The sequence below is a fragment of the Streptomyces yatensis genome (assembly GCF_018069625.1).
Classification (GTDB): Bacteria; Actinomycetota; Actinomycetes; order Streptomycetales; family Streptomycetaceae; genus Streptomyces; species Streptomyces yatensis.
On record NZ_CP072941.1, the window covers coordinates 6,176,706 to 6,195,237 of the forward strand.

19 protein-coding genes are annotated in these 18,532 nt (G+C 70.2%); 4 read left to right on the top strand and 15 right to left on the bottom strand.

Going from position 1 to position 18,532, the window contains the following annotated elements; translation table 11 throughout:
* Positions 1–246: 246 nt before the first annotated feature.
* Together J8403_RS25915 and J8403_RS25920 are read right to left on the bottom strand one after the other, a co-directional pair.
* On the bottom strand, positions 247–696 hold the full coding sequence (locus J8403_RS25915) for a DUF7848 domain-containing protein (RefSeq protein ID WP_211125253.1): 450 nt from the start codon (positions 694–696) through the stop codon (positions 247–249).
* Positions 693–932, bottom strand: coding sequence for a DUF7848 domain-containing protein (locus tag J8403_RS25920; protein WP_211125254.1), 240 nt, complete (start codon positions 930–932; stop codon positions 693–695). Before J8403_RS25920 ends, J8403_RS25915 begins: the two co-directional genes overlap by 4 nt.
* 774 nt (positions 933–1,706) lie before the next feature.
* Here J8403_RS25920 and J8403_RS25925 point away from each other — a divergent pair.
* Positions 1,707–2,960: an NsdA family TPR-like regulatory protein gene (locus tag J8403_RS25925; RefSeq protein ID WP_211125255.1), complete on the top strand. Its 1,254-nt coding sequence runs from the start codon at positions 1,707–1,709 to the stop codon at positions 2,958–2,960.
* Between the two features lie 506 nt (positions 2,961–3,466).
* Here J8403_RS25925 and J8403_RS25930 read toward each other — a convergent pair.
* From J8403_RS25930 to J8403_RS25945, 3 genes are all read right to left on the bottom strand, one after another.
* On the bottom strand, positions 3,467–4,549 hold the full coding sequence (locus J8403_RS25930; RefSeq protein WP_211125256.1) for an FkbM family methyltransferase: 1,083 nt from the start codon (positions 4,547–4,549) through the stop codon (positions 3,467–3,469).
* A complete protein-coding gene (locus J8403_RS25935; protein ID WP_211125257.1) occupies positions 4,522–6,363 on the bottom strand; it encodes a stealth family protein in 1,842 nt (613 codons plus the stop codon). The genes J8403_RS25930 and J8403_RS25935 overlap by 28 nt, the downstream gene beginning before the upstream one ends.
* 89 nt (positions 6,364–6,452) lie before the next feature.
* A complete protein-coding gene (locus J8403_RS25945) occupies positions 6,453–9,104 on the bottom strand; it encodes a bifunctional glycosyltransferase/CDP-glycerol:glycerophosphate glycerophosphotransferase (protein ID WP_246585988.1) in 2,652 nt (883 codons plus the stop codon).
* A gap of 254 nt (positions 9,105–9,358) precedes the next feature.
* Between J8403_RS25945 and J8403_RS25950 the strand changes: the two genes are divergently transcribed.
* Both J8403_RS25950 and J8403_RS25955 read left to right on the top strand, forming a co-directional pair.
* Positions 9,359–9,883, top strand: a complete 525-nt coding sequence (locus J8403_RS25950; RefSeq protein WP_211125258.1) for a hypothetical protein — start codon at positions 9,359–9,361, stop codon at positions 9,881–9,883.
* Positions 9,870–10,190 (top strand): winged helix-turn-helix domain-containing protein, encoded by a 321-nt coding sequence (locus J8403_RS25955; RefSeq protein ID WP_211125259.1) that lies wholly within the window; start codon positions 9,870–9,872, stop codon positions 10,188–10,190. The genes J8403_RS25950 and J8403_RS25955 overlap by 14 nt, the downstream gene beginning before the upstream one ends.
* Positions 10,191–10,221: 31 nt before the next feature.
* On the opposite strand, the gene J8403_RS25960 is transcribed toward J8403_RS25955, so the two are convergent.
* Positions 10,222–11,169: a DMT family transporter gene (locus J8403_RS25960; RefSeq protein WP_211128433.1), complete on the bottom strand. Its 948-nt coding sequence runs from the start codon at positions 11,167–11,169 to the stop codon at positions 10,222–10,224.
* Between the two features lie 52 nt (positions 11,170–11,221).
* Between J8403_RS25960 and J8403_RS25965 the strand changes: the two genes are divergently transcribed.
* Positions 11,222–11,746: a MarR family winged helix-turn-helix transcriptional regulator gene (locus tag J8403_RS25965; protein ID WP_211125260.1), complete on the top strand. Its 525-nt coding sequence runs from the start codon at positions 11,222–11,224 to the stop codon at positions 11,744–11,746.
* A gap of 47 nt (positions 11,747–11,793) precedes the next feature.
* On the opposite strand, the gene J8403_RS25970 is transcribed toward J8403_RS25965, so the two are convergent.
* From J8403_RS25970 to J8403_RS26010, 9 genes are all read right to left on the bottom strand, one after another.
* On the bottom strand, positions 11,794–12,621 hold the full coding sequence (locus J8403_RS25970; RefSeq protein WP_246585990.1) for a protein kinase family protein: 828 nt from the start codon (positions 12,619–12,621) through the stop codon (positions 11,794–11,796).
* Between the two features lie 72 nt (positions 12,622–12,693).
* Entirely contained in the window at positions 12,694–13,587 is an 894-nt protein-coding gene (locus tag J8403_RS25975) for a radical SAM/SPASM domain-containing protein (protein ID WP_246585991.1), read from the bottom strand.
* A 189-nt stretch (positions 13,588–13,776) separates the two neighbouring features.
* Positions 13,777–14,622, bottom strand: coding sequence for a helix-turn-helix domain-containing protein (locus J8403_RS25980; RefSeq protein ID WP_211125261.1), 846 nt, complete (start codon positions 14,620–14,622; stop codon positions 13,777–13,779).
* A 27-nt stretch (positions 14,623–14,649) separates the two neighbouring features.
* Positions 14,650–15,162: a DUF6879 family protein gene (locus tag J8403_RS25985; protein ID WP_211125262.1), complete on the bottom strand. Its 513-nt coding sequence runs from the start codon at positions 15,160–15,162 to the stop codon at positions 14,650–14,652.
* On the bottom strand, positions 15,140–15,367 hold the full coding sequence (locus J8403_RS25990) for a hypothetical protein (RefSeq protein WP_211125263.1): 228 nt from the start codon (positions 15,365–15,367) through the stop codon (positions 15,140–15,142). The genes J8403_RS25985 and J8403_RS25990 overlap by 23 nt, the downstream gene beginning before the upstream one ends.
* A gap of 103 nt (positions 15,368–15,470) precedes the next feature.
* Positions 15,471–16,337: a hypothetical protein gene (locus tag J8403_RS25995; protein WP_211125264.1), complete on the bottom strand. Its 867-nt coding sequence runs from the start codon at positions 16,335–16,337 to the stop codon at positions 15,471–15,473.
* A 308-nt stretch (positions 16,338–16,645) separates the two neighbouring features.
* On the bottom strand, positions 16,646–17,188 hold the full coding sequence (locus tag J8403_RS26000) for a DUF4232 domain-containing protein (protein WP_211125265.1): 543 nt from the start codon (positions 17,186–17,188) through the stop codon (positions 16,646–16,648).
* A gap of 192 nt (positions 17,189–17,380) precedes the next feature.
* Complete coding sequence (locus J8403_RS26005; RefSeq protein WP_211125266.1) at positions 17,381–17,794, bottom strand: Dabb family protein; 414 nt, start codon at positions 17,792–17,794, stop codon at positions 17,381–17,383.
* A 62-nt stretch (positions 17,795–17,856) separates the two neighbouring features.
* The gene (locus J8403_RS26010) at positions 17,857–18,468 is read right to left on the bottom strand and encodes an ABC transporter permease (RefSeq protein ID WP_211125267.1); all 612 of its coding nucleotides are present in this window, start codon (positions 18,466–18,468) and stop codon (positions 17,857–17,859) included.
* Positions 18,469–18,532 lie beyond the last annotated feature (64 nt).

The window sequence follows — 18,532 nt, forward strand, 5'->3', positions numbered from 1 at the left end:
GGCATGGAAGTGCCCCGCCCCCGATGGTGATCAGGCTGGGACGGGGCTGGCCGGTGGCGCTCTCACCGCGCGGTGCGCGGCACTCCGGTGAAGGGGCGGACCGGGGCGGGAGCCTCAAGCGCGTCCGCTCGGTGTGGGCATGTCTGCCCATCGGGCTCGGGGCTTGTCCGGTCGGGAGCGTCACCGATCCCACGCGGCTGGAGGCTACGGGGGAGCACCTCCGGCCGCGCGGGCGTCATCAGCGGGTCAGCCGGTGTCCTGGCCGGTCCCGATGAGGTAGCCGCCGAGTCCGGCGGCCACGATGAACGTGGTCAGGACCAGCGGCCCGGCGAATCGCCCCAGCCGCGCCACGGTGCGTCGCCAGCAGGCGCCCCAGCGTCCGGGGGCGCGGCGCGTGGCTGGCGCCTGGCTGGCGCTGCGGGCCAGGGGCAGCGTGGCCGTGCCGTTTCCGTCCTGGGACCGTATGAGGTCCACGCGCCAGTGACGCTCGACGGTCACGAGGAACTGCCCATGATTCAGGCCGTGTTGCTGGGTGTGGAGGATGGACCAGCGCGCGACGGGACCGGAATCGCTGTCCACCCTCCCCGACGTGGCGGGGCACGTCATGCATTCGGCGAGATAGATCCCGTCCGGCGCTCCCTGGGCGCGTTCGGCGCTGAGCACCAGGTCCGAGCCTTCAAGGATGGTTCGCGTCACTGCCACGCTCCCGGTTCGAACCGGCAGGGGCGGGTGATGATCTCCCGATAGGTGAAGTGCTCCGGGTTCGCTCTCAGGTGGCTGGTCGCCCACGCGTGCGCGGCGGCCTGCTCGTCGCTGGGCTCCCCGGTCTGCTCGCATACCGCGCACTGCATGGCGAACGTGATCGGTTCGGCGTCAGGCTCGGTGTCGGGGACGAGCTGGAACTCACGGAAACGGTACGTGGCCCGGTTCATGCCCGCCCCCTTCCTGAGAGGGTGCTCCTCTTGCTGTGGCCGGGGTGGCGCTTGAGTAACACGGCACAGTCGGTGACCTTGCTCAGGTCCCCCGCCTGACGCGCCGCTTCCTTCTCGCGCTCCAGGCGGGCGCAGGCATCACAGGCTGCCTTCCCGGGGGTCATGTTGACTCCGCCTTTCGGAACGCTTCTTCCAGCCGTCGCCCCATCGGGCATGACCGCTTACGGGTGCACTGTCGGCATTCCTGGCGGTGCATCAGGTAGGCCGCCTGAAGCTGCTCGATGTCAGCTACTCGGGGGGCCTCGGAGACCTCGTCCGTCATCCCGTTGCCTGCCCCCCGCGGATCCGGCACGGACAGGGATCGAAGCCGTACGTGGCGAGTACCTGCGCACACCGACACTGTCCCTCCCGCTGCCGCTCGTACGCCGTCACGTAGGGCCGGACCTGGCTCACCTCACCGCCCCGCAGCACAGGAGCAGGCACATGCGGCAAGCGCACCTTCGGTGTGTCCACCACAACAGAAGTGGCGGACCAGGAGTCGGCAGAGGATGGCTGAGAGCGTCGTTGACCACCCCGTGTGCGCAGCACCGGAGACATCAGTAATTCGAAGATCCACCCGATAGCGTGGTGCACGTCGTCAACCTCCACGGGGTTGGTGGACATGCCCCCGGGCCGTCGCCACGGTCGCGGGGGTCTCGTGTCCCCAAGACCCTTCCGGGCTACCCTCCGTCGCTCCCATCCCATGGCCCTATAGAGCCGCCCTATATTGGAGGTATGGGAGAGAGTCCCGAGAACCTGTGGTCCCATCCCCAGCTAGTAGCGGCAGTCACCAGTGAAGATTGGGGCGCCGTCTTCCGCACGTACCGGAAGCTCACCGGTCTGAGTCAGATGAAGCTGGGGGAACGTGTCGGGCTTGTTCAACCCGACGTATCCGACATCGAGCGGGGCCGTCGCCGGGTGACCTCTGTGGAGGTGCGGCAACGCATTGTGGCGGGGATCAACGTTCCCCTTGATCTGCAAGCCACAGCGGCGCAACTCGCAATGGACACAGCCCCGGTCGCGGGACTGGCCCTCCCTGGAGCTGCTCCGGACGAAGACTTGTTGACTCGGGTGACTGGCGTCGTGAACGAATCACATCGCGTGGACGCCGCAACCCTCGATTGGCTTGACCGCTTGCTTGCCGAGCATCGCAGAGCTGAGGACCGAATTGGATCAAGGCCGCTTGTCGATGTGATGCGTCAGCAGCTCCATACCGTCGTCAACTTGTACGCGGGTGCTCGTGGCCGGCTGACGGGCCGCGTTGTACGGCTCGCCTCCGAACATGCGCAGTTCCTCGCGTGGATGGCACAGGACCAGGCACAGACGGCCTCCGCACTGGCGTGGTACGACCGCTCTCATGAATGGGCGCTGGAAGCCGGGGATGCCAACATGGCCGCAACGACGCTCAGCATGAAGGCACACATGGCATGGTCGGGCGGGCGTGGAACCCGGTGCGTACGGTTGGCCGAGGCCGCCCGCTGGTCGGCCCCTGGCACGTCTCTCGGCGTACAGGGCATGGCCGCGCAGATGGCCGCCCGAGGACACGCGCTTGAAGGTGAGGCGGACGACGCCCGCCGCCTCCTCGACGAAGCGCAGGCGCTCATCACCCGGGCGTCCGAGCGCCCCGAGGCCGAGCCTGTCTGGATGTACTTCTACGACGAGACATGGTTCACCCTGCAACGTGGCATGGCGGCGCTGCACCTACGCGACTGGCGTGAGGCGGTGGATCACCTCACGGTCGGTCTTGGCGCGCTGCCGGACGAGTACCGCCGTGACAAGACCTGGTATCGCGCGTGCCTGGCACACGCGTTCGCCGGGGCGGGTGAGTCGACACAAGCCGTGTCGGTGGCTGTGGCGAGCATTCCTGATGCCTCCTCCCTGGGGCGTCCGCACTCATGGAATGAGCTGCATACCGCTGCCGCCGTACTCATGCGACGAGGTGCGAAAGAAGGTCGCCAGTTGGTCACGGCGCTCCGTGAGTACGACTGATGTTCTCAGTCTGCCCCGTTGTGGTCGGGGGCGTTGCTTTGTTCGGCACCGCCGCGCCGCCAATTCTGGGCATCGCTTTGACGAGCAACACCTGACAGCGAATAACTTCGATCGCGATGTTGGCCGGACTGGATCGCCGAGCAGTCTTACGAACCTGTCAAATGCCCTTGAACCGAAATTGTTTCAGCCGTCGGACGATTCGGCAGCCCTGACGGTAGGAGTCATCAGCGTCACGCGGGCCACCCCGGCGGTTACGGTCGTGGCGCCGGGTATGGCCTCGAGTCCGAGCGGGGCCGGAGCGGGCGGGCTACCGAGCAGCGCCGACCCCTACCGTCGTATTCGTCTCCTCCGGGGGGCGCAAGAGGTGCGAGGCTGCTTTGACCTGCCGCGTTACCGCCACTGCCGATGCTCCAGAACTACCCGTCTGGAGCATCGGGAAGGGGTGGAGTGGGGAGAACCACGGCCCACCCGCGACCGGCGAACCCCCACCACAAGCCCCCACCCCCTCACCCCCGCAACGACCCACTGCCCGTCGCCTGCGCGCCAGGCGCCCGCCGCGCCGGGACCACCGCCCGCCGCGCCGGGACCACCGCCCGGCGGGCCAGCGCGGCCGCGCCCGCCAGCCGCAGCAGCCCCGTCCGGGGCACCCGCGTCGCACCTCGCGGCGAGCGGTACGGCGCGTTCCAGCCGTAGGGGAACGACGCCTTGTCCGTGCTGATGATGTTCGTCGTCTCGTCGCACGCCAGGATCGCGATCAGCCACCGCCGCACCGCCCGGTGGAAGGCGGGGGTCAGCGGCCGCGGCGCCAGCAGCCAGTCGCGGCACTGCCCGCTCACCGCGGACCGGTAGGTCGTCTCGTCGTAGCGGTGCCAGGGCGACTCCGGGGTGATCGGGTGGAGCCCGTAGTCCATGGCGGTCAGCGGCGCGAGCGCGGTGCGCAGCGCGTTGTGGTCGGCCCCGGGCAGGAGTTCGCAGACGATCCAGGGCCGGTGGCGGCGGATCGTCTCGTACGATCCGCGCAACACGGCCGCCTCGAACGTCTCCACATCGATCTTGATCAGATGCGGGGCGATACCGCGCTCCCCGGTGAACGCGTCGACCGTCGTGACCGGCACCGTCACCGACTCGGTGTGCCGGCGGTGGGCCGGGTTGAGCGAGTTGGAGGACTCCGACTTGTGGGAGAAGTACAGCTCGGCGGTGCCCGGTTCGGCGGCCAGCGCGGTCTGCTGCACCTCGAAGCCGAGGCGGTTGCAGTCCCGGATCCGGCGGCACAGCGCGGCCGTCTCCGGGGTCGGCTCGAAGGCGATGGCTCGCGGCCCGCGCCCGCCGTTCCCGTACACCGCGCTGATCAGCGCCGAGTACAGCCCGATATGCGCGCCGATGTCGTACACCACGCTGCCCGCTGGCGCCTGCTGGGCCAGGGCCAGCAAGGTGGCCTGGGTGGTCGGCTCGTAGCCCGCGAGCCCGGCGCGCCGCAACTGCCGCTGGACGGCGGTCTGTTTGCGGCTGAGCACATTGAGCGCCCGCGGGTACGGTCCGCCCGCCTCGAGGACGTCCGGGTTCAGGGGAAGAGTGATGGCGAGGGGCATGGCTGCCGCGTCTCCTGTCGGGTGACGGCCCGCTCCAGCGGGCTGGGGAGGGGGAAGTAGGCGTCGAGGAAGGGGCGGACCAGAGCCAGCTGGTCCTCGAGGTCGTGCTCGGAGGAGACCGTGTCGTTGAGGCAGAACGCCTGGCAGTGGCGCGCCCGCAGCAGTTTGGCCAGCCGGGCGCGGATGGTGGGCTGGGCCAGGTCGAAGTAGTCGTAGCGCAGCTGGGCGGGGACCGCGCGTCCGGTCAGGAAGGCGTAGTAGTGGTGGAGCGAGGACGGTACGGAGATGTCCGACGTCGACCGCACCCGGCTGGCCATGGTCGCGCGGACCGCGTCCGGGAACTCCTTCTCGATCTCGGTGAGGACGCTGGTGCGCAGGGCGTGCGGGGTGTGCTTCATCTTCTGGGTGACGGCCGGGCCGAACCGTTTCTCCAGCAGCGCCCGGTTGTTCTTGCCCGCCGCCGATACGGGGACGTCGCCGGGGCCCACCGGGGTCAGCGGGATCAGCGCGCGGGACGGGAAGAACTTGGAGACGCCGTTGGCCAGGAAGAAGTCCTGCGGGGTGACGGGTGAGCCGAGGAAGACGTCGTCGTTGAAGTAGAGGAAGTGCTCGGCGAGTCCGTCGATGTGGTGCAGCCGGGTCTCGATGGCGTGGGAGTTGAAGGTGGGCAGCACACTGGCGTCGTCGAAGATGTCGTGGTGGTCCACGACGGTGATCCCCGGGTGCGAGACGGCGAGCCAGTCGGGCACCTGACGGTCGGTCACCAGATAGATGTGGCGCACCCAGGGGGCGTACAGATAGAGCGAGCGCAGGGAGTAGCGCAGCTCGTCGCGGTTGGCGTAGCGGGCGGCGTTGGCGGCCTGGGCGTGATAGCCCGCGCCCGCGAGGGCCGCCCGCCGCCGCTGCCACTGCGGATCCGAGCCGTCGACCCAGGTGTAGACCACGTCGATGGGGAAGCGGACCTCGTCCGGCAGCCGGGTGAGGAACTCCGGGCGGGTGCGCACCAGCGGCCCCGGTTGCCAGCCGATGGCCGGGGCGAGCCGGGTGAACACATGGTCGGGGGCGCGGACCGGCTCGCCCACCAGCGGCACCGACGCGGTGGTGCGGTTGAAGCGCGGCGCGATCAGCACCCGCTCCTCGCCCTGCCCGCCGGGCTCCCAGAACTCGATGTCGCAGCCGTGTGCCGGGCCGAGGACCAGCCGTCCGCCCGGCCCGGCGTGGAAGCGGGTGAAGCGGACCACGGGGGCGGCGGCCAGCCGCCGCCAGGCCCGTCGCGTACCGCCGAGCCGGGGCGGGGCCGCCGCCCGGCCCCGCCGCGGGGGCAGGGAGACATACCCGGCCTCCTCGGCACACAGCGCGGACAGCGCCTTGACCACCTCCGCCCGCTGATCGGCCCGGACGCCCACGGCCGAGCCGACGTTGCTGTGGCAGCGGACCACGAAGTGGTCGATCCGTGCCCGGTCCAGCGCCTCGCACACCAGCCGCAGATTCTCTCCGCGCGCGAACAGCGGGGTGGGGGAGGGGACCAGGGTCGCCACCAGGGCGCCCCGCCGGCTCGCGATCACCATCCGGTCGCCCCCCGCCAGCAGCCCGGCCCGGCGCATCCGCCGCCGCGCCCGGCGCAGCCGCAGCGCGCCGGAGGCGGCCGACAGCCCGCCGAGGCCCCGCATGGCCGCCCGGCGCAGCCCGGGACCGGTCACGGCGACGACCGCGCGGCGCAGTGGCAGCGGGACCGTTCGCCGGTATCCGCGCACCAGCGGCGGCGGGTCGGCGAGCCAGGGGCGGGGGGCGGCGGGCGGTGCGGTGAGGGGCATCGTGCGTCCTGGGTCGAGGCGTCGGGACGGCGGGCGCGGGGTCCTCGCGGCGGGTGGGGCGCGGGGGCCGCCGGTGGGGTTGGCGGGGGCTAGTGGGGGCGGCTCCGGTGGGGGAGTGAGGGGGCGGGGGCGTTGGTGGGGGTGACGGCCGGTGGGGCGGCCGATGGGGCGCACACCACCCCGGCGCGCCGCGCCGCCAGGGGCTCGGCGGCCCGGTCAGTCCCGGTAGTACCGGAAGTCCCGGCAGTACTGGCAGTCCCGGCAGTACTGGCAGTCCCGGCAGTCCCGGCAGTACCGGCAGCACCGGCAGCACCGGCGGGAACGTTCGGGAGGGTGCGGACGGCGGCGGGGGCGGGGCGGCGCTCGGCGAGCGGGACGACGGGCGGCAGCAGCGCGGGGCGCTCGCCGAGGAAGACCCGGCGCACCACGCGTTCGGCCGCCCGCCCGTCGTCGTACGGGCAGAAGCGGGCCCGGAACGCGGCGCGCAGCGCGGCCGAGCGTGCCCCGCACCAGGCGCCTCCGGCGAAGAGGGCGATCAGCTCGTCCTCGGTGCGGGAGACCGGGCCGGGCGGGGCGGCGGTGATGTCGAAGTAGGTGCCGCGGGCGGCGCGATAGGCGTCCCAGTCGTCGGCGTGGATGACGATGGGGCGGTCGAGGTTGGCGTAGTCGAACATGAGGGACGAGTAGTCGGTGAGCAGCGCGTCGGCCGCCAGGCACAGCTCCTCCACCCGGGCGTGCCCGGAGACGTCGAGCACCTGCCCGTGCCCCGGGACGTCGAGCCCCTGCCCGTGCCTCGGGACGTCGAGCCCCTGCCCGTGCCGAGGGACGTCGAGCCCCTGCCCGTGCCCCGGGACGTCGAGCCCCTGCCGGTGCCCGGATACGTCGAGCCCCCGCCCGTGCCCCGGGACGTCGAGCACCTGCCCGTGTCCCAGGACGCCCAGCCCCCGCCCGCCGGAACTCGCCACGCCCGTGGTCGCGGCATGGAAGTAGTGCGTCCTGACCAGCAGGGTGAACCCGGGGCCCAGCGCGCGGGCCACCCGCTCCAGATCCAGCCGCGGCACATGGCGGCGCTGGTAGTCGCGGTGGGTCGGGGCGTACAGCACGGCGACGGTACCGGCGGGGATGCCCAGCCGGGCGCGCAGCCGGGCCACCTCGTCCTCGGTGGTGTGCTGGAAGACGTCGTTGCGCGGGGCGCCGTAGGGGAGCGTGGTGTAGCCGGAGGGGTAGACCCGCTCCCAGACCAGGGTGGTGTGGCGGTTGGCGGAGAGGCTGTAGTCCCAGCGGTCCACCCGCTCCATCAGCTTGCCGAAGTCCATGCCGCGGGCGGCGGCCGGGCGGTCCCGCAGATCCAGGCCCATGTGCTTGAGCGGGGTGCCGTGATGGGTCTGGAGATGGATCTGACCGGGCCGTTTGCGCATCCCCTGGGTGAAGTTGACGTTGTTGACGAGGAAGCGGGCGCGGGCCAGCGCCGTCCAGTACGCGGCCGAGCCGGGGTGCAACCGCCGCACCCCGGGCGGCAGGGTGTGCGCGTACTCGGGGGTGGTGATCCAGGCGGTGCGCACCCCCGGCGCCAGCTCGCGGACCTTCGCCTCGATGGCCGCCGGATGGCAGGCGTAGCCCCGGTGCCAGTACGCGGCGAAGACGGCGAGCCCGGGATCGACGGGCCGGCACCGCTGCAGCCGGTAGTGCAGCCACAGCGCCGCCCGGCGGGCCCTGGCGTACGCCGTACGGCCGCGGTCGGCGGTGCGGCGGCGCAGCCGGTCGGCGCCGCGCAGCAGCTCGTACGCCCGGCGGGCGCCCAGCCGCAGCAGCAGCCCCCGCCACCGGGCGCGGCCGGGCGGGGTGGCCGCGCCGAGCGGCCGGTAGCGCCGGTGGTGGGCGCCCGCCCGGCGGAAGAACTCGGCCCGGGCCCGCACCGGCAGCCGCCCCGGCGCGGCGGCGATCACACCGAAGTGGTCGACCATCCGCTGGAACAGTGCCGGGCGCCAGTGGGCCAGCCCGGGCCGGGCGTCCAGAAACCGGAACACCCGGTCGTACTGCTCGAACACATCGAGGTGGCGACGGCTGGTGGTGCGCAGGATCCCGCCGCGCCGCCGCTGCCGGTAGTGGACGCACACCCGGTCCAGGACGGCGATGGAGTCGGCGGTGAGCAGCACGGGGAAGGTCCAGGGGGTGTCCTCGTAGAAGCCGGGCGGAAAGGCGAAGCCCTCCTTACGGACGAAGTCCCGGCGGTACGCCTTGTTCCAGGCGACCATCAGCAGCCGCAGCAACTCGGGCCGCTGGTCGAGCCGGAAGACCTGCCGGACGCTCTCGGGATCGCCCTGCCGGAGCAGCTCGGCCCGGACGTTGCGCACGGCCTCGCCCGTCCAGTCCACGCGTGCGTAGTCGAAGACCAGTACCTGTGGTTCGCCGGTCCGCGCCAGCCGGTCGGCGATGGCGCGCAGCGAGCCGGGGGCGAGGATGTCATCGCCGTCGAGGAAGAGCAGATAGTCACCGGTGGCCCGGCGGATCCCGGCGTTCCGGGCCCGGCCGAGCCCCGCGTTCTCCGGCAGGTGCACGGGCCGCACCCGGGGGTCGCACGCCGCCGCCTCGTCGATGATCGCGCCGCAGGCGTCCGGGGAGGCGTCGTCGACCGCGATCAGCTCCAGGTCCGTGAAGTCCTGCTCCAGCACGGACCGCAGACAGTCGTTCAGATACGGCTGGACCTCGTATGCGGGCACGATGACGCTGAACCGGGGCACGGCGCATCCCATCGGTCGACGCGGCAATGATGATTCCTCACACCATCATCTGAACGCCTGTCAGATGGGGCGGCGACGTGGCGGACCGCCCCGCAAAAGCCCCCCGTTCGGCCCAGCGCCCGGCCGCTCCCGTGGGCCCGCCCGCCTCCGTGTGCATGACCTGTCCTCTCGGTTGACTATTCCACTGCGGGGAACTAGTTTCCATTCAGGAAACTGGTTCGGTTGAAGCATGCGCAAGCTCCTGGAGGTCCCCCATGTCTGACCCCGTCCCCCCGCCCGCCGAGGCCGCCCGCGCACTGCGCGACATCGAGCGGCTCCGAGCCCAGGGCCGCGCCTCGGAGCGGCAATCCCGCTGGGTCGGCGTCGTGTTCGGCCTCGCGATCTTCGCCGAGCTGGCGGCACCCGACTTCTTCGGCGACGGCGTGCGCTCCGGGGTCTCCCTTGCGGTCACCGCACTGGTCGTGGCGTACGCGGTGATGCTGCGCACCCCGCGCGGCGCCGCCCTCCTGGGCCGGCCCACCCGGGTGCGCAGGAGCGAGATCTCCCCGCGCTTCGCTCGGACGTCCCAGCTCACGATCCTCGCCATCGTGCTGCTCGGGTTCGTCGGCGCACTCTTCATGCCGGACCATCTGTTCCCGTACGCGGGGACGGTGGCGGGTGCGGTGCTCGGCGCCACCCTCATCATCTTCGGCCGCAGTCTGCAGCGGGGGCTGAACTCCCTGGCGATGCGTGGCGACGGTAAGGACGGCATGAGCGGTGTCGCCCATGGATCCCGCTGACTTCGACGCCGCCCTGCTCGACCCGACGCGGCTGTCGATCGTGTCGCTGCTGGTGAGCGTGGAGTGGGCCGAGTTCGGCTGGGTGCGCGAGACGGTGGGAATGTCGCCCTCCGCGCTCTCCAAGCAGGTCAGCACGCTCGAGGCCCGGGGCTATGTCGAGGTGAAGAAGGGCTACGTGGGCAAGCGCCCCCGAACCTGGCTCGCCCTCACCCCGACCGGACGGGCCGCCCTCGAAAGACATGTGGCGGCGCTGCACCGCGTCGTGGAGGAGTCGCGGCGGGCGGCCGCGGAGCGCCCCGACGCCTGATCAGCCGTGGCCAGGCCGCTCCGCGGCCGGGTCACAGGTGTGCGCCGCCAGGGCGGGCGTCTGATGCGGGCCGGGGGAGCTGACGTTCCCGTGGGCCGGGGGAGCTGACGTTCCCGTCGCCGGATGCCCGACCACCGGCGCGTCGGCGGACGCGCGTGGGGCGCCCCAGGGTGACGCCCGCCAGGACCATGGCCAGCCCGCATATTTGCTGAACGGTCAGCGCCTCCCCGGCGAGCGCGGTGCCGAGCAGCACTCCCGTCACGGGGTTGAGGAGTCCGATCAGGCCCACGGTGCCCGCGGGCAGATGCCGCAGCCCGGTGAACCAGGCGGTGAAGGCCAGCGCGGTGGCCACCAGGGCGACGTAGCAGAACGCGACGAAGACGGATGGCGAGAGCGCGGGCGGAGCGCCCTCCACGGCCGCGGCCACCGGAAGCAGGAACAGCCCTCCGGCGGTGAGCTGCCAGGCGGTCGAGGCGAGCAGGTCGGCGTTGCCGCTCCACCGCTTGGTGAGGACGTGCCCGAAGGACGACACCAGCACGGCCGTCCCCGAGGCAAGGATCCCCGGCACGCTCGCCCCCGCCCCCATGAGCAACATGAGACACACACCGGCGAGCCCGATCACCGCACCGGACAGATGCGCGGGCCGGGGCCGCTCGGCCACCAGGGGCCATGCGATGAACATCATCGTCAGCGGGGACACCGCCATGACGGTCGAGGCGACGCTCGTCGGCAGCAACTGCGAGGCGGCGTAGACCAGGACGAAGAACACGCTCACATTGAGCAGCCCCAGCACGGCGGACCGCCACCACCACACGCCCCGAGGCCGTCGCCGCCGCACGGCCAGCAGCGCGAGCCCCGCGGGCAGCGCCCGCAGGGCGGCCCCGTACAGCGGGTGGTCCGCCGGGAGGAACTCCCGGGTGACGTAGTAGTTGGCCCCCCAGGCCACCGGCGCGACCGCGGTCAGCGCCACCCAACGCATATTAGCTTCCATGGAAGGTAATATAACTTCCATGGAAGCTATATTGTCTTCCATGGAGGACCGACGACCGATGGACCATGTGGCCCGGATCCAGGCCGAGTGGCGCCGCGAGCGACCCGAGATCGACGTCACCCCGCAAGGAGTGATCGGCCGACTGCACCGCCTGGCCGACCGGCTCAGCGAAGAACTCCGCCTCGTCTACAGCCGCTACGGCTTGAGCGAGGGCGAGTTCGACGTGCTGTGCGCCATCCGCCGCGCGGGCGAGCCGTACGAACGCGCCCCCGGCGAGCTCGCCGTGCACACCATGGTCACCACCGGCGCGATGACCAAGAGAATCGACCGCCTGGAGCGCGCCGGCCTCGTCACCCGCCGCCGCTCCACCGGCGACCAACGAGGCCGCATCGTCGCCCTGACCACCCCCGGGCTGGAGCTGATCGACCGAGCCTTCGCCGACCACATGCGCAACGAACGCCGCCTGCTGGATCTCCTGACGCCCACGGACGCCTCGGCGCTGGAAACGTTGCTGTCGACGTGGCTCTCCGCCATGGAGCACCCCGACACGTCCGGCAGCGACTGACCGATCACCCCCGGACTGCGGCCGACGCTTCGCCCGGCCGCCCTGGACTAACGATCGGCCGCGCCCAAGCCGAGGTCGTGGGCGTCGGCGTCTGCGGAGCAGCCGTCGCAGCTGGCATGGGCCGGGGATGGCGGGCGGGGCGCCACTCCTCGGTGAAGCACCCACGCCCGAGCGGCTGTGGCCATGTCATCGAGCCAGGAGGCATCAGGGAACCGGCTGGCCCGCGACCGGTACATGCCGAAGGTGGCGGTGGCGAACGCGTCGATCGCGGCGGGGTCCGCATTCCTCCATGCCTGGCAGTGAGCGGCCCAGGACTCGGCCCCCTGGGCCGTGTGCCCGGCCGCGATGAGCTGAAGGACGAGGCAGGCCACGTCGATGAACGCGGCCCCCCTCGTCGGCCAGGCCCAATCCACAGCCCACATGCGATCCTGGCCGACGATCAGGTTGCTCGGGTTGATGTCCGTATGAAGCAGGCCCTCGCCTCGGAACAGATCCGCCTCCGCCTTGTCGCGGGCGAACCGGTCCCACCGGGTCTCAGGCCAGTCCCGTGCGATCTCGGGCGGGTCGAGCGCGTTGATCCAGTTCAAGGTGTCGACCACAGCGGGCAGATCCGGTGACCCGGGCTCGAAGTCTGCCGACCGCCCTTCCACCACCTCGAACCCCAGAGCAACCCAGCCCTCGTTCTCCGCGTGCCACAGCAAAGCCGGGGCGACCGGCTTCACCGTTGGGTTGACCAGCGCTTCTCGAACCAGGGAGTCCCGCCGCCCGCCCGGCCGGTTAAGCATTGCCTTGACGAAGAACGGGCCCTTCCCGCAGCGGACCAGGGCTGTGAGGTCCGAACTGAAACCGCGCGAGGCGGTCTCCACGTCGGTCACGGGCCCCGTGTAGGGGTGAACAAGGCTCCAGAACTCTTCCGGGGGAAGGCTGTTGCTCATTGAGTCCTTCGCTCAGTTCCGTGGGGTGCACTCACTGCCTGGGAAGCCCGGCGAGCACTCGTCGGGGACGTTGTCCGGGTCGCAGCCGCTCGATGAGTCCGGGTCGCAGGGGTCGGAGCCCGTAGCCGCACGAATGACTGTGTTGGCCTCGGCCATCGCGTCGCCGCCGAGGATAGTGACCAAGGGCGTGTCCCGGACGTTGCCGACATCCATCCAGCCGGCGGAGAACACGCATGGCGACACGCCGCCGTCCGGGCCGATGGAAGCCCTGCTGGTACCGCACCGCCCGCACAGTCCCGAGGCGTCCGGCGCCGCGCCCTTCGAGCCCCTCCCGAAGGGGCGGACGTGATCCATGCTGATGCGCTTCACTCCGAGCGCCTCCAGCTCCCGCCGCGCCTCGTCGACTCGCTGTGTCCCGGTGGTCGCGACGATCCCGGCGCGCAGAGGGATGCCGAGTTGTACGGCCTTCCTGATGTTCGCCATGGTCCGGGCGTGACTGGGGCGGCCGGTCACTGTGTTGTGCTCCTTCGCCCGGTCTGAGTAGTACGACGTGGCCAGTGAGGCACCCTCTCGTTGTAGGAGCGACCACCAGCCTGGGGAGAGGTGTACGAGGTTGCTGTAGACCTCGACGTTCAGGCCGAGGCTCAGCGCGCGCTCCACCAGGAAAACACCATCCGGGTGCAGTGTCGGCTCTCCGCCGATGATCGTCAGACGGCGGACGCCACCTCCGGCGGCTTGGCCGATAACGCTGATCCAGTCCTGGCGCGTCATGGTGCCGTGCGTCCCCTCGGGCCCTGAGGAGTTGAAGCACGGGCCACACTGGAGTTGGCACTTACGGGTGAGGTCGAGCCACAGGAACTCGGTGGGCCCTTGCAGAGCCGTCGGCTCTTCGATGATCGCCGTCACGATGGTCCTTTTCCGAGATAGAGCGGGTGGACCCGTCCCGACCGGCCGCCTGGGTAACGTTCCTGCCGTTTCGGCGAGCGACCGGCACGGGGGCTGCTGACCGCCGGAGCTGCGGCTTTCCAGCCGTGCTCATAAACTTAGGGAGGGGACGAATGACGCTCCACGAGTGTGCCGGAACTTGCCCGACATTCACTCCAGAGCTTCGATGGCGGCGTTTATTATTGCCCGCGCCGCCGGGCCGTGGACGGCGATTTCGGCCAGCTCGCTGAACGTCTGGGCGTACATGGCAAGTTCATGTCGCTGCACAACGGTGAGATGGGCCGAGACGAGTTCGACGTTCACTGTTCTGTCGTCGTACAAGAAGAATCCCTCGACGGGCCAAAGAGCTGAGCGGTCCGCGTCCTGGGGGATGATGCCGATGCTCACTGACGGAAACGCCATTGCACTCAGCAGATAGCCGAGTTGCCCGGCCATCACATCCGTTCCCCCGATGCGATATCGGAGCGCGCTCTCTTCCAGGAGAATGGCGAACGTGTGATGACCGTAGACGACCCGCTGCTTCTCCACGCGCACCTTGACGGCCGCCGGGACGTCGTCGATGAGCCCACGGCGATTACGAATGGAGGTGAGAAGCGCGGTAATGTATGGAGCCGTCTGCACTGGCCCGGGAATGAGCCACGGCGAGTAAATGCGGAATCGCTGCGTGCGCTCCCAGAGAGGGAGGACGGACTCCTGGGCCCACTTGAGCCCATTGCGTTCCATCTTGCGCCACTCGACATACATGCCCTCAATTCCGCGGGCTGTCGAGATGAGATCCTCTGTTTCACTCTCAGTGCCACACGCCGAACACCAATTGCGAAGGTCGCGTTCCGAGGGTGCGCGGGTTCCGCTCTCGAAGCGTGAAGCTTTCGACTCATGCCAACCTAGACTGTTGGCGAGTGCTCGCTTGGTGAGACCGGCCGCTTGCCGCATTTCGCCGAGGCGTTGACCGAGCGCCTTGCGGGCTTCTTGAACGCTCGATGATGGCGATGTCATCTCGGTGCGAAGCTGCTGTTGAGGCCGTCAGACCAACTCGAACTCCGCGTGTGGCGTAGCCCGCTTCCACACGGCCTCGAAGGCCGACTCACACAGTTTCGCCACCTCTGGATCTTCTGCGAGTTCCACCTCCATGTTCTCGCCCTCGCCGTCGAAGTGATTGACGAGGACGAGGCTGGAGTCGAACAGCCAGAAGTCGTTGCCTGGAAGAGCGAGGTCGGACGCGCTACGCCGGGAGAGCCAGCGCACCTCTTCACCAGCAATGATGTTCAGTCCGTTCGTCACGTCGTACTCGAAGCGGATGTACTCGCTGACAGGTGTCGAAACGACGCGGGCCCGTCGGACCTCAACGCCTCGTGAGGCCGCTTCCGTGACGATGGCGTGCCAGTCGGCCCAGCGCTCGGCGGGGTCGAGGACCTCACCGGCTTTCCAATCGATGAAGGCCGGGTCCGACTTCATATAGGCGTCGCGCATCTCCAGATGGACGGCAGTCCGCCGGCAGTCGCGGAACAGCTCCTCAAACGTCGGGATCCTCGTCATCCTGCACCTCCAAGAAGAACTGCACCATGCGTCGGGGGATCTCCACCACCGACTCATGGCCGGGGATGTCCATCTGCCCGAGTCGTTCCGCGTCCTCCACCTTCCACCCCTGCACGAGGTAGTTGTCCTTCTCCTCGTCGAGGTAGATGGTGGGGGAGCCACCACTGGGGCTCTCCGGGTCCTTACCGAGCCTACGCAGGGCCATGCAGTCCTCCTGGGATGCCCGTAACGCTCTCTGTGCCCGAGCTTGCCCGTGACTGCGTAGTGGAGCGAGGAACTTGCCAAGACTTGCCAGGGAAATCCTGCGCTCAGCAGGCCGTCCGCAGATCCTCCCCGGAGGGCCTTTCGGGTGCCGCTCGGCAGTCGCGGCAGTGGCCGCCGTTTGCGGAGCGGAAGGCGCGGTCGCAGCTTTTGCAGGTGCGCCAGGGGAGGACGGGCGGTGGGCTGGGCGGGGCGGCCGGGGTGGGTACGGGGAGTGGGGGCTCGCTGAGGCGGAAGGCGAGGATGCGGGCCGGGCGGGTCAGGAGGCGGTCGGGGAGGCGTGTGGTGAGCGCATTGGTGATCTGCGCGGGTCCCACACACGCAGCGAGCCACTGCCCAACGGCCGGAGCGAGGCTTGCCACCTCCCGTCGGGACAGGATCAGCCGGGGGTCGGCGATGCGCAGCGAGGTGAGGATGGCGACGGCCCGCTCGTCGCTCTCAGCGAGTGAGGGCGCGGGGCGGCCGGTGTCGGCAGCGGCTTCCGGCTCGGGCGTGTGTGCTGCGGGTGCCTCTTGTGCCGCGTTCGGGCGGGGCTTTCGGGGGCGCGGTGGGGTGGGCGAGCCACGGTCCGGTACGTCGTAGAAGTAGGTCCGGGTGCGGATGATGCCCCCGGGTCCGCGTTCGCGTCGGCGCTCCAGGTAGCCGGCGGACTCCAACTCTCTTAACGCCCGCGAGATCAGGATCTCGCCCTCGGTGAAGTGCTCGCACAGTGCGGCGATGCTCACGGGTGTGCCGTCGGGGAGCGAGGAGATGTACGCCGCGACGCCGATGGTGACCGCGCTTCCGCGCCGCTGTGCGAGGGCGTTGGCGATCACGGTGAAGTCGGCGGTGAGGCGGGTACGGACGTGGATCACGCCGGAGGTCGGAGCTCCGGCGTCGGCGCGCGGGCGCGCGTTAGACTGCGGCTCAGCCATCGGGAAGGGCCTTTACTTCCTGATCGGTCAGGCCCTCGATCGGGATGCCAGTCCCGGCCGGGGGCCGTCGTCTGTTTGCGGTTGTGTTGCGGTGAACGTAACGACCGGTGTGCTTCGCCCGCAAGCTGGTCACTCGTACGGGTGAGCAGCAGGAAGGGTGGGTGGGCGGGAGTTCTTTGTCCCGGTTCTTTGGGAGAGTTCGTGGCCCGCCGGACCCCCGCGTACGAGGGCCCGGCGGGCCCGGAAGGACGACGCGGACCGGCCCCTGGCCGACTCGGGGACGGCGGTGAGGGGCCGGTCCGGCTTGGTTACAGGCCGACCGGGTTGAGGTAGGTGCCGGGGTGGGTGGCGCCGTCCTGCTTGAGGATCTGGCCGCCGAACGGCCACTTCAGGGTGAAGTGCTCCGTCTCGTTCGGCGGGGTGACCAGGAACTTCGCCGGAACGAACTTCTCCTTCTGCGGCGTGGACGCGGCCACCGGGAGCAGATTGATGCTGAAGTCCGTCGTGTCTCCCGGCTCCAGGACCATCTTCTCGGGCGTCTTGGAGGAGCGTGCCAGCGACCAGGTGCCGTCGGTCCCCTGAGCGCCGATCATGTCGACACCGGCGAAGCCGGACAGGGTGCAGGTGCGCGTGCTCTTGTTGCTGAACCAGATGTGCGCCTGGGTTTCCTTCTCGGCCTGATCCATCTCCGGCCTCGCGTCCTCCCCCATGGCGAAGCCGGCCTTCAGATCGGCGGTGTGGCAGCGGGTCGGCGCGGCCTTGGCGGTGGCGGCCGAGGCCGGGATGACCGTGGCGGCGGTGCCGGCGACGACGAGGGCCGCAAGGGCCACGGCGGTCAGCTTGTTCTTCATGAAGTTCGGGGTTCCCCTCGCATACGAATCGGCGCGCGGTGTCAGTTGGCGCCTGTGCACCGGAAGAGGGGCGGTGCCCGGGGGAGGTTCCGTGCGGCAGAGAGCCTATTTCGGACATTCAGGCTCCCAAGTGTGGCCGAATTGGGCGGACTTATGCGGTGCGCACAGCTCAGATAGGGGCTCGGGTGCGGGTCAACCGCTGTGCCCAAGAGCGCTGCTGCCGGTGTGGGAGTCGAGGCCGGACAACAGCTCGGCGAGCCCCGGGTCGGCTTCGTAGTGCCGCTTCTGCAGCTCTGCGATCTTGGCGCCCAGTTCGGGGTGGGGGGTGTCGGAGATGTCGAAGCTCTCGAACCTTTCGATCAGGGGGAAGCCGACCCGTTCCGATGTCACGTGCACCGGGTGGATGAGGTACTCCCAGTACGCGTCCAGATCTTCCAGGGCGAACACCGCACTCCAGTCGAAGTCGCTGTTGTATTCGCGGCCGAAGATGAACGATTTCACGGCGGGAATGGCCCGGCCCTGGTCCTTGAGGCAGTCCAGCGCCTCGTCGATCTGCTGGGCGGTGACGCCTTTCCTGAGTTTCATGCGGATGCCGTGGTAGATCATCGGGTTCTCCTTGCCGTGGTGGGTGAACGTGGCGGGTGAACGTGGTGGGTCAAGGTGGGGCGTCAGCGGATGCCGAGGCGGCGGCGTTCGAGGACGGTGGCGACGGCGTAGGCGCCCCCACCGGCGATGGCGAGGACCCAGTAGAGGCCGGGGGTGCCGAGGAAGAGCGCGGCGGTGGAGGTCAGCGCGAGCCAGACGCCGAGGCCGTAATGCAGGACGTTGCGGCGTGCGGCGCCTTCGCTGACGTAGAGCAGGCCGACGATGAGGCCGGATCCGGTGGGCCAGAGCATGGACTGCAGGTCGGGCATCTCGACGGCGGACGACAGGCCGGTGATGGCGAGGAACAGGGCGGCGAAGCCGATGAGCCAGGAGGCGCCGAGCAGTTTGCCGGACAGGAGGTCCGGCCCGGCGGCGCCGCGCTGGGCGCGCAGGGCGGCGCGGGTGGCCTGGACGGTGCCGGCCGCGAGTCCGGCGCCGAGGAGTGCCATGGGCAGCCAACCGGGCAGATCGAGCAGCGGGCTGGTGCCCTTGGAGAGCGCGGCGGAGCCGTGCCCGAACACGTAGGCGAGTCCGAAGCCGATGTAGGCCGCGCGGTTGTCGACCTCGCCCGGTGAGCGCGTCGCGGCGGCGGTGTGCGGGGCGGTGACCTGGGGGACGGCGGTGGCGAAAGGCATGACGGAACCTCCGGAGTGGTGGGTGAACTGATGAGGCGGACGGGCGGACGGGCGGACCGGCAGA